Genomic DNA, 10,313 nt, shown 5'->3' with positions numbered 1-10,313 from the left:
GCCGATCTTGTAGGGTGCGTTAACGTAGTGTAACGCACGTCTTTACTGACTCAAGCCAATTTTGTAGGGTGCGTTAACGTAGTGTAACGCACGTCTTTACTGACTCAAGCTATTAAAATATGGCGGATGAATTAAAGATTGGGTTCAATTTATAACTCTACCCAATTCTCTAAACTTAATCCTTCAACCCTCAATAAATCACTGTCATTAGAAACAACAACTAAACTTTTAACTATAGCAGTAGCAGCAATTAAAATATCTTCTGTTTGTATGGGTAATCCTCTTAATCTAAGATCAGCATGAATTTCGGCTGCTTTTTCTAAAATAGCTAAATCATCTAATAAAATAATTTGATAATCCTGACAAAGTTGGTTAAATCTTTCTCTTTGTTTAGGTGCAGCAACTGCCAAAAATCCCCTCTTAATTTCAAAATAAGTAATGCAACTGATAAAGATACTTTTTATTTGAGCTTTGACATTTTCAATTTTTTGATAAACTTTAAGATCACGCTTAATTAGTATCTAGCGAATAACTGATAATTACCTATTTACGCTTAATTGCTTCATCGAAAATAGCCATTTGTTCAGGAGTAAAATCGCCGCCAATTTTTGACAGGATTTCTGTGGACATAATAAAGCTACAATGCTCTTTCAGTTCTGCCTCTGACATAGTGTTAAATTCCTCAAAAGGTAAATTTTTTTCAAATAATTCAACCAAATGTTTCACTATTTCTGAATAATTAAGTTCCTCTTTAAAGAAAGGACGGTCTTCCATTAAAATAGAAACAACTTGCTCAATTCTCTTAATCATCGATTTTTGTCTGACATCAGTTGATAACATATTTATGCCGCCAGTAAATTTTCAATAATATTTATCAACTGCCAATATATCAAGTTTCTCGTGGTTATGCAACATCGTGAGTTCGATCTCGAAGAGAAGAAAGCGGCGTAACGGTGTCTTGAGTGGGATGTATCACCATTCTCATCGGATGGTGATTTCTGCGATGTCGAACCTGTTTGGGGTGAAGATGTCTTTATGGTTAAAAGATCGCAAGGGACGCACCTTGTCGGACGAGGACATATTACACTATCCTTATGATAGTAGTAACCTTAGCCGAAACCATGAAAACAATTAGTTTTAAAACCCGTGTAGGAGAAGATGGAACATTACAAATATCTTTACCGCATGAACTTAAAAACACAGATTTAGAAGTCACCTTAGTTGATCAGCCAATATCTCTAAAAGAAAAAGAAGAAAAAACTACATTTAGCCAATGGCAAGAAGGCTTTTTTGAAGAAGTAATTGGCGGTTGGGAAGGTGAATTATTAGTAAGAGAAAAACAGCCAGATTATGAGGAAAGAGCGCTCAAGAATGATTAAGGACAAAAATCAGCAAACCTATAGAGACCCTAGTATTGTCGGTTATTATGCCCAATTAACCGCACTACAGCCAGCAGAAAAGACAATTTTAACCCTGCTGCAAGAGCATTTATCAACGATGAAAATGCTTGATTTAGGGGTAGGTGCGGGACGGACTACGAAGTATTTTGCCCCTCTTGTGGGAGAATATATCGGTGTTGATTATTCTACGGAAATGATCGCCGCTTGTCGTCAAAAATTCCCCCATTTAGTCTGGCAAGTGGCCGATGCTAGAAATCTAGAACAATTTGCGGATAATTATTTTGATTTTATTCTCTTTAGTTTTAATGGCATTGATTATATTTCCCCTGCTGACCGTTTCCTAGTTTTAGAGGAAATTAGCCGCATCGGTAAAGCGGGTGGTTATTTTTGCTTTTCTAGTCATAATCTTCAGGGAATTATCCCAGAATTCGATTGGAAAAAAAAGATTAGTTTCAATCCTTTTAGTAGCTATGTCAATTTAGTCCTCTGGGCGATTTTGCGTGCCTGTAATCCCTCTCTTAGCTACGAACAGTTATTGACTGCTGACTATGCAATTATTCGGGATGAACCCCATAATTTTCGTCTCCGAAATTATTACGCCACCCCCAAAGAACAATTAAGACAGTTAAGGTCTTACTTTCAAGATATTAAAATTTATTCTTGGAAAACCGGTCAGGAAATTAAAAGCGAACAAGAGTTAAATACTAATCTTGATCATTGGCTTTATTATCTCTGTGTTATTCCCTAATATTATCCTGCTTTTTTGGGGGATATTGAAGTAATGCTTGGGCAAGATAATGACCGGTGTAGGATTGTTCACATTTAGCCACGGTTTCCGGTGTTCCCACCGCGATTAATTCTCCTCCCTTGTCCCCTCCTTCCGGTCCCAAGTCAATAATCCAATCGCTACAGCGAATCACGTCGAGATTATGTTCGATGACGATAATCGAATTACCTTTATCGACCAATCTTTGTAACACATCTAAGAGATGATGCACATCATAAAAAGATAACCCCGTAGTCGGTTCATCGATCAAATATAGGGTTTTTCCCGTGGCCCGTCGGGATAATTCGGCCGCTAATTTCACCCTTTGTGCTTCCCCACCGGATAAAGTGGGAGCGCTTTGACCGAGTTTACAGTATCCTAAACCCACATCCACGAGAGTTTGTAATCTGGTGGTGGCCCGGGGGACATTTTCAAAGACCTTTAATGCTTCCTCGATCGTCATATCTAAGACATCGGCGATCGAATAACCTTTATACTTAACCTGTAGGGTTTCCCGATTGTAACGCGCCCCTTTACACACATCACACTGCACATAGACATCGGGGAGAAAATTCATCTCGATGACGTTTACCCCTTGGCCTAGGCAAGCTTCACAGCGTCCTCCCTTAACATTAAAAGAAAACTGCCCCGCTTTGTAACCTCTAGCTTTTGCTTCGATGGTTTCGGTGAAAATCTCGCGAATAATGTCAAAAACCCCCGTATAGGTGGCAGGATTTGACCGAGGAGTGCGTCCTATCGGTGATTGGTCAATGACAATTACTTTATCAACCGCGTCCAATCCTGCCACTTTATCTAACTCTTTGGGGAAGGGAGTTAAACGGGTTAAATGATGTTGTAAAGCCGGATATAATAACTCATTAATTAAGGTGGATTTGCCCGAACCAGATACCCCCGTAATCGAGACTAATTTTCCTAAAGGAATCGTTACATCAATATTTCTTAGGTTATTTTGATGGCAATTTTTTAAGACTAAAGCATTACCATTCCCGTCCCTTCTTTGGGGAGGAGTTTCAATAACCTTGCGTCCCGATAAGTAGGCCCCTGTTATCGATTTTTTGGACTTTAAAAGGTTTTCAAAACTGCCTTGACAGATGATTTCTCCGCCATGAATCCCCGCTTTCGGACCGATATCGACCACGTAATCGGCTGCCCGAATTGTTTCTTCATCATGTTCGACGACAATTAAAGTATTACCTAAATCTCGCAATCTTTGCAGGGTTTCTAACAGTTTACTATTATCTCTTTGGTGTAATCCGATGCTAGGTTCATCGAGAACGTATAGTACTCCCGTTAATCCCGAACCGATTTGAGTGGCTAATCGAATTCGTTGGGATTCTCCCCCAGATAAAGTCATCGCCGGTCGATCGAGGGTAAGATAATCTAATCCCACATCGATTAAAAATTGTAGTCTCGCTTTGATTTCTTTGAGAGCTAATTCCCCAATTAATGCTTGTCTGGGGGTTAAACGACAATCATTAATTCTCTGCAAACAATCCCGAATCGGAACTCCAGTAAAATCCGTGACCGTATATTGTCCTAAACGTACCGATAAAGCTTCCGGTTTTAATCTTTTTCCGTGGCAAACTTCACAGGTTTGGTTAACAATATATTTCTCTAGTCTTTGTTTAATAACTTCCGAGGTGGTTTCTTGATAATTTCTATCTAAGATATTGATAACTCCCGCAAATTCTCGATAGTAACCGCGGCCAGTATCATAACGGTAATCATCTTCAAAATAGATCGGTTCTTTACTCCCATAGAGAATGATATCTTGCTGGGTTTTTGTTAGTTTCTGCCAAGGGGTTTGAATTTCAAAACCTAAAGCTTGCCCTAAACCGTAGAGGAGAGAAAGATAGTAGGAGTTATCCTTATCTGACCAGGGGGCAATAGCAGAATATACCGGTTGTTTTGGGTCTGGAATGACTAAATCTGCCGAAAATTTCCGTAAACTGCCCAATCCGTGACAGTTGGGACAAGCACCATAGGGAGAATTAAAAGAGAATAAACGGGGGGATAATTCTTCCATAACTGCCCCGTGTTCGGGACAGGCAAATTTCTCGGAAAAGACAATTTCTTTGGTAACTTCGGGATTATCTTCGTTATTCTCATCGAGAATTTCCACAATCGCTACACCATCGGAATGCTTTAAACAAGTGGTTAAAGAATCTACTAATCTTTCCTGTAAACCCTCTTTTTTGATCAGGCGATCGATAACAATTTCAAGATCATGAAGATGTTTTTTATCTAACTCGATGCCCTCGGATAATTCTACTACCTTGCCGTCAATCCGCACCCGGGCAAAGCCTTGGGAGGCCAAACTAGAGATTAATTGCTTATGAGTGCCTTTTTTGCCGCGAATTACCGGGGCTAAGATTTGAAAACGGGTTTTCTCGGCTAATTCCATCACTCGATCGCACATTTGATCGATGGTTTGGGGGGCAATATTGCGATCGCAATGGGGACAATGGGGTTCACCGGCACGACCGAACAATAAACGCAAGTAATCGTAAATTTCCGTTACAGTTCCCACACTAGAACGGGGATTGTGGGAAGTGGATTTTTGGTCAATGGAAATAGCCGGACTTAAACCCTCGATCGCATCCACATCAGGTTTATCTAATTGTCCCAAAAATTGGCGCGCGTAGGCGCTGAGGGACTCCACATAGCGGCGCTGTCCCTCGGCAAAAATAGTGTCGAAAGCGAGGGAAGATTTGCCCGATCCCGAAACTCCCGTAAAAACGATCAACTGATTGCGGGGTAATTCGAGATCAACATTTTTGAGATTGTGTTGTCGGGCGCCACGGATACGGATCGAGTCAGTTTGAGCCATCGGATGGTGCCAAGTAGTCCTTAACAATCATAGCCTTGACGAATGGGTTTCAGCTACTAAAAAACCAGTCTTCTATCATATCAGAAGATTATCGGGGTTAAACCGCCCGTTCGAGAAACTCGCGCATATCTCGATCGGCCCCAGGACCACAGCTATGACTCGCTTCTTCTTCTAAATGGGCTAAAACTGGGCAATTAATCCGATAATCTGGTTCTTTTGACCGTTCTAGCCGCAATTCATACACTTGTTTTTCCAGTTGTTCAATGCGGTCCACCAAAGCGCGAATAGCCACCGCTTCCGAGTCGGGTAAATCACCGTGTTCGAGGGGTTCCACCCGCGTCCCGGCCCGATAGATTAAACGACCGGGTACACCAACAACGGTACAATCGGCGGGAATATCGCGCAGGACCACAGAACCAGCACCGACGCGAACGTTATTACCCAGATAAATATTACCCAAAACCTTAGCCCCAGCGCCGACGACCACATTTTCCCCTAGAGTCGGGTGACGTTTACCGCTTTCTTTCCCCGTCCCTCCTAAAGTAACTCCTTGATAGATGAGGGCATAATCACCGACAATGGCCGTTTCTCCGATGACCACTCCCATGCCATGGTCGATAAAAACACCCTGACCAATTTGGGCGCCGGGGTGAATTTCGATACCAGTCAGAAAACGGGCAAGATGGGAAATTAAACGGGGAATAAAGGGAATCCCGATCTGATATAGCCAATGGGCGAAGCGATGGCACAATAAAGCCTGTAATCCGGGATAACAAAACAGTACCTCTAACCAGTTGCGGGCAGCGGGGTCACGTTCAAAAATGATCTTGAAATCGGCTAGGAGAGTAGATAACACGAGTCTTGATTCCATATTGATCGAGCTTATACTAAACCATGTTATCACTCCGGTAAATGAGCCGTTCAACTAAAAAACGCTCGAGAAACCCCTTCTCCTAGATCGCTTTTACTTTTCTTGGCCAAATTTTGAAGATATCCTTAATTTCTCTCTTGTTTAATCTTCCTTTAACTTGGGTCTGAAAAAATGCGATTGTTTAGCCTTTTTTTGCAGTTTTTCAGCTAAAAATATGATTCATGCTATCTATCGTCACCATGGGAAATTTTTATTAACCTTGCTGTCAATTGCTGGCAGTATCAATATTGTTACCGAATCGGCCGCAGCTTTAAATATCACCCGATTGAGCAGCCTTGGCAATACTACAATTGCTGCTAATAACTTCGGGGCAGAAATTCCCGCTTATGACCCCGCTAGTCGAAAATTATTCCTGACCGGTCCCAATAATCGTCTAGATATTGCCGATATCAGTAATCCCGCTAGTCCAATTCCCTTACCCTCGATCGATCTTAGCTCCTACGGTGCAGGGGTTAACAGCGTTGCCATCAAAAATGGTATCGTGGCCCTGGCCATGGCAGCTAATCCCATTACCAATAACGGCAGTGTAGTATTTTTCAATACTAATGGTGTCTTTCAGAGTCAGGTGACTGTGGGCGCTTTACCAGATATGTTAACCTTTACTCCTGACGGTAATCGGGTTTTGGTCGCTAACGAAGGGGAAGCAAGAGGGGCGATCGATCCCGATGGTTCCGTTAGTATCATTAACCTTAGCTCTGGTATTCTCAATCCCACCGTCAACACCGCTACTTTTGATAGTTTTAATGGTCAAGAGAATACTTTAAGAAGTCAGGGAGTCCGTATTTTTCCCGGTCAAACGGTTTCCCAAGATGTGGAACCAGAATACATCACCGTTTCCGACGATGGAATCTCTGCATGGGTGTCTCTACAGGAAAATAATGCTATTGCGATAGTCGATGTTGCTAACGCTCAAGTCACCAGTATTGTACCCCTAGGAGCCAAAAATTTTAACGCACTGGGTAATGGTTTGGATCCTAGCGATCGAGATGGAGGGGTAAATATTAATAATTGGCCGGTTTTTGGCTTATATCAACCGGATACGATCGCTACCGTTACCATCGCCGGACAAACCTATTTAATTACTGCCAATGAAGGGGATACTAGAAATGAGGCCCGACGAGTTTCTACTCTAACTTTAGACCCCAATGCTTTCCCTAATGCGGCCAACTTGAAATTAACCCAAAATCTCGGCCGTTTGGATGTTTCTAGCATTGACGGACTTAACGCCCAAGGTCAATATAGCCAACTTTTTGCCTATGGTGGTCGTTCTTTTTCGATTTGGAATGTCACTAATGGACTGTCCCAAGTCTTCGATAGTGGCGATGATTTTGAACAAATTTTGGCGGGTTTTTCGGCAACTCCCCTAACTCCTAGTATTTTTAATTCCGATGGTACTCCTAGCAGCTTCGATAGTCGTAGCGATAACCGCGGGCCGGAACCGGAAGGTTTAGCAGTAGGAACTGTGGGTAATCGTCTCTATAGTTTTGTGGGAATAGAAAGGGCTGGCGGTTTCATGGTTTATGATATCACCAACCCTAGTAATCCTTTGTTCACTAATTATATCAACGATTGGCAATTAGGGGATATCTCTCCCGAAGGATTATTGTTTATTCCCGCTGCCGATAGTCCTAATGGTACTCCCCTGTTAATTGTTGCCAATGAAGTGAGTCGTAATGTGGCGATTTATTCCGTGAAACCTGTCCCAGAACCTAGCGCAGTTTTAGGATTAGTAACCCTCGGATTAGCTGGTTGTAGTTTGAAAAAAAGAGGGAATTGCTAATCACATCCCGTAAAATGGTAGCGCCTCCGACCAATGGGGGCGTTTTCCCGTTTGCCAATTCAAATGGGCTAAATCGAGGATATCGGGGGCATTTATGCCTAAATAACTGGGTGTAGCTAATCTTTGATAGGAAATAGTTAAGTTTTCTAAAGTCTGCTGCCATTGTTCCGGAGTCATCAGGCTATCAGCTAAATAAACCCGATTACCCCGATAGATACCCACATACAATTTTCCCCTAGTGGCGGGCATTTCTAGGGCTAGATAGCTATCGAGGGGGTAAAAATCCCGTTGTGACCAAGCCAAGGCCGCTAAACTGGAGACGGTAAAAATCGGTAGCTGTAATTGTTGTGCTAGGGTTCTACCGGTGACTATACCGATGCGGGTACTGGTAAAGCTACCCGGCCCCTTAGCTGTGGCTAGAAAGGCTAAATCTGCCCATTTTTGCGGGGCTAGGAACTGTTTTAGATAGGGGTGGAATAGGTTCGATAAATCCCTGTCTAAGTCCCAAGTTTGTTGACGGCTATCATCCCTGAAATTAGAGAGGGCCAGTCCTAGTTGGGGACTGCTGGTATGCAAGGCTAATCCATAGACCGGGGAAGACAAGTCAATCTTTCTGTATTAGTAAGTTTTTATGGGTCGCCTGGGATTCGAACCCAAGACCAATCGGTTAAAAGCCGAGTGCTCTACCGCTGAGCTAGCGACCCGTTTCGTGTTCCGCACACGATTTATCAATATAACATCTTATCGAGGCCAAGTCAAGGGGAAATTTAAATTTGATTGACTCGCATTTCCACGATCGCCTCGCGGCTACTCTGGGGTTCTAAGTAGGTCAATTGTTCGCCTGTGTTGAGGGCGTTGCGGGGGGCGCTCCAGGGTTCGAGACAGATATAATTTTTATCTTTCAGGGTCCAAAAAACTAGAGTTGTATAGAGATCGTCGTAACCGAGGATAATTTGACGTTGATGATAGGAATCACTAAAACTACTTTGATGGCGAGTAATTTGCGGAAAAGCGGCATCAATTTCTTCGAGATTAAAGTCAAAGTTGCCGGAGTAGGAATGGAAGGTTTTCCTGCGTTGGTCGAGGTATTGGGAGGAGGGAATATCAAAGGATAATCGGGTTTTATCGGTGACTTGAAAATAGGGATGGAATCCGATGGAAAAGGGCATTCTTTCGGGGGAAAGATTAATAACTTTTTGGTGAATTTTGAGGCTGTTTCCTTGCAGTTGATAGGTAAAGATTAATTGAAAATCAAAGGGATAGACTTGACGAGTGACCGGATTACTGTTTAATTCTAGGGTTAAACTAGCGGCGGTTTCGGTGCTTTGTTTGCTCACTTGCCAGGGTAAATCACGAGCAAATCCGTGTTGTTTGAGGGTGTAGTTTCGTCCTTGGTGTTGATAGGTATTATCGGGTAAGTTGCCGCAGATAGGGAATAAAATCGGGACTCCTCCGCGCACACTGAGGTTAGGATCTTTGAATCTTTCTCTATCCAGATAGAAAATATCTTCTCCGCAAATTTGCCAACGGGTGATGATTCCTCCCCTAGCGGGAACCACTTCCAGATAAGCGTCAGCTTCTTCATCCTTGAGACAATAGGTAAGATATTGATTTTGGTTTTGAGTGATCGTAAAGGTCATATCAGTTATCAGTTATCAGTTATCAGTTATCAGTTACCAGTGAATATCGTCGGTCTTCGGTAGCTTGAAAGCTGGGATAGCCTAGCTTGAGATGAAAATTTGAGTAAGAAAATAGGCAATTGCGGCACTACCAACGGGTACAGTGAGATTATCTATACCCAGTTTCGAGAAAGTTTCTAGAATAGTAGCTCCGATCGCTGTCAATAAAGATACTAAAATAATTGGCGGATTAATGCCATTAATAAAAGATAAAATAATCAAGCTGACTAAAAAGCTGATTACTAACATAGTCAGGGAACCTTCCAGACTTTTGCCACTGCCGAAAATTTTGTAGGGATGTTGACCAAAATTTTGTCCGACTAGGGCCGCTAATCCGTCTCCCAAAGCCATAATTAAAATACCCATTGCCGCATATTCGGGGTGAGAAATTGGCCAAAAATAAGCCACGAGAACACCGATACTAACAGCATAAAAAAAAGTTCCCCAACTGCGGCGACCGACACTATTAAGACTGGGTAAAATGGGGAAAAAATAGGATAGGATAGCGATAGTTGCCGCTAGGATCGCCGCGATTATTCCCACCCAAGCGGGGATATTTAACCACCAGGCCAAAAGGATGACGTTTCCTGTGCCAATGTGGACAACTTTGCGGGTAATTTCGCCATCGGTACTGAAAAGACTTTTTAATTTTTCAGCGATCAGAATCAGAACAGCTAGGTAACAGGCGACTAAACCGATCGAAAATAGGAGAGAGTGGGATAGTTCCACGTGGCAAAAGCGAAAATTGACTATCTATTAGTTTAGGCGATCGAGGTGACATTGTTGACATCCTCACCGCCGTGAACGGACGGTGATTCCCAAACCTCACGATTTAGGTTTCTGCTTGGGGTCCCGAAGGTTTTTCGCACCTGCCGCCCCAGATTTACTCTGTTCTGGTCTTATGGT

At 42.7% G+C, this 10,313-nt stretch carries 10 protein-coding genes and 1 tRNA gene; 3 read left to right on the top strand and 8 right to left on the bottom strand.

All coding sequences use genetic code 11. The annotated features are described in order from the left end of the window. Nucleotides 1-149: 149 nt before the first annotated feature. Both IM500_RS08985 and IM500_RS08980 read right to left on the bottom strand, forming a co-directional pair. On the bottom strand, nucleotides 150-521 hold the full coding sequence (locus tag IM500_RS08985) for a PIN domain-containing protein (RefSeq protein ID WP_287738159.1): 372 nt from the start codon (nucleotides 519-521) through the stop codon (nucleotides 150-152). Nucleotides 522-543: 22 nt separating this feature from the next. Then, nucleotides 544-840, bottom strand: coding sequence for a hypothetical protein (locus tag IM500_RS08980; RefSeq protein ID WP_045362253.1), 297 nt, complete (start codon nucleotides 838-840; stop codon nucleotides 544-546). Between the two features lie 254 nt (nucleotides 841-1,094). On the opposite strand from IM500_RS08980, the gene IM500_RS08975 reads away from it, so the two are divergent. Beyond that, nucleotides 1,095-1,379: a hypothetical protein gene (locus IM500_RS08975; RefSeq protein WP_050766299.1), complete on the top strand. Its 285-nt coding sequence runs from the start codon at nucleotides 1,095-1,097 to the stop codon at nucleotides 1,377-1,379. Continuing rightward, nucleotides 1,372-2,148 carry a class I SAM-dependent methyltransferase gene (locus IM500_RS08970; protein ID WP_287738158.1) on the top strand — a complete coding sequence of 259 codons (777 nt, stop codon included), beginning with the start codon at nucleotides 1,372-1,374 and terminating at the stop codon, nucleotides 2,146-2,148. Before IM500_RS08975 ends, IM500_RS08970 begins: the two co-directional genes overlap by 8 nt. On the opposite strand, the gene uvrA is transcribed toward IM500_RS08970, so the two are convergent. Then, complete coding sequence (gene uvrA / locus IM500_RS08965) at nucleotides 2,138-5,017, bottom strand: excinuclease ABC subunit UvrA (RefSeq protein WP_287738157.1); 2,880 nt, start codon at nucleotides 5,015-5,017, stop codon at nucleotides 2,138-2,140. The two genes, IM500_RS08970 and uvrA, sit on opposite strands and share 11 nt — an antisense overlap. Nucleotides 5,018-5,114: 97 nt before the next feature. Further along, a complete protein-coding gene (gene cysE / locus IM500_RS08960; protein WP_190722342.1) occupies nucleotides 5,115-5,888 on the bottom strand; it encodes a serine O-acetyltransferase in 774 nt (257 codons plus the stop codon). Between the two features lie 214 nt (nucleotides 5,889-6,102). Between cysE and IM500_RS08955 the strand changes: the two genes are divergently transcribed. Further along, the gene (locus IM500_RS08955; RefSeq protein ID WP_287738156.1) at nucleotides 6,103-7,728 is read left to right on the top strand and encodes a choice-of-anchor I family protein; all 1,626 of its coding nucleotides are present in this window, start codon (nucleotides 6,103-6,105) and stop codon (nucleotides 7,726-7,728) included. Here the strand turns inward: IM500_RS08955 and tsaB are convergent, their stop codons facing one another. From tsaB to IM500_RS08935, 4 genes are all read right to left on the bottom strand, one after another. After that, nucleotides 7,729-8,331, bottom strand: a complete 603-nt coding sequence (gene tsaB, locus IM500_RS08950; protein ID WP_287738155.1) for a tRNA (adenosine(37)-N6)-threonylcarbamoyltransferase complex dimerization subunit type 1 TsaB — start codon at nucleotides 8,329-8,331, stop codon at nucleotides 7,729-7,731. It abuts the gene before it with no gap. A 29-nt stretch (nucleotides 8,332-8,360) separates the two neighbouring features. After that, nucleotides 8,361-8,432: transfer RNA gene (locus IM500_RS08945), tRNA-Lys, on the bottom strand. Between the two features lie 63 nt (nucleotides 8,433-8,495). Continuing rightward, nucleotides 8,496-9,368, bottom strand: coding sequence for an aldose epimerase family protein (locus IM500_RS08940; RefSeq protein ID WP_287738154.1), 873 nt, complete (start codon nucleotides 9,366-9,368; stop codon nucleotides 8,496-8,498). 81 nt (nucleotides 9,369-9,449) lie between these two features. Beyond that, entirely contained in the window at nucleotides 9,450-10,136 is a 687-nt protein-coding gene (locus IM500_RS08935; RefSeq protein WP_190722346.1) for a diacylglycerol/polyprenol kinase family protein, read from the bottom strand. Nucleotides 10,137-10,313 lie beyond the last annotated feature (177 nt).

This window comes from Microcystis sp. M179S2 (assembly GCF_020245805.1).
Lineage (GTDB): Bacteria > Cyanobacteriota > Cyanobacteriia > Cyanobacteriales > Microcystaceae > Microcystis > Microcystis aeruginosa.
This window is presented reverse-complemented; position numbering and strand designations above follow the sequence as displayed.

Bases quoted from the DNA above. Each gene is read 5' to 3' on its own strand.
- IM500_RS08940 (WP_287738154.1), bottom strand. From the start codon at position 9,368: ATGACCTTTACGATCACTCAAAACCAAAATCAATATCTTACCTATTGT.
- IM500_RS08970 (WP_287738158.1), top strand. From the start codon at position 1,372: ATGATTAAGGACAAAAATCAGCAAACCTATAGAGACCCTAGTATTGTC.
- cysE (WP_190722342.1), bottom strand. From the start codon at position 5,888: ATGGAATCAAGACTCGTGTTATCTACTCTCCTAGCCGATTTCAAGATC.
- IM500_RS08975 (WP_050766299.1), top strand. From the start codon at position 1,095: ATGATAGTAGTAACCTTAGCCGAAACCATGAAAACAATTAGTTTTAAA.
- IM500_RS08955 (WP_287738156.1), top strand. From the start codon at position 6,103: ATGATTCATGCTATCTATCGTCACCATGGGAAATTTTTATTAACCTTG.
- IM500_RS08980 (WP_045362253.1), bottom strand. From the start codon at position 840: ATGTTATCAACTGATGTCAGACAAAAATCGATGATTAAGAGAATTGAG.
- uvrA (WP_287738157.1), bottom strand. From the start codon at position 5,017: ATGGCTCAAACTGACTCGATCCGTATCCGTGGCGCCCGACAACACAAT.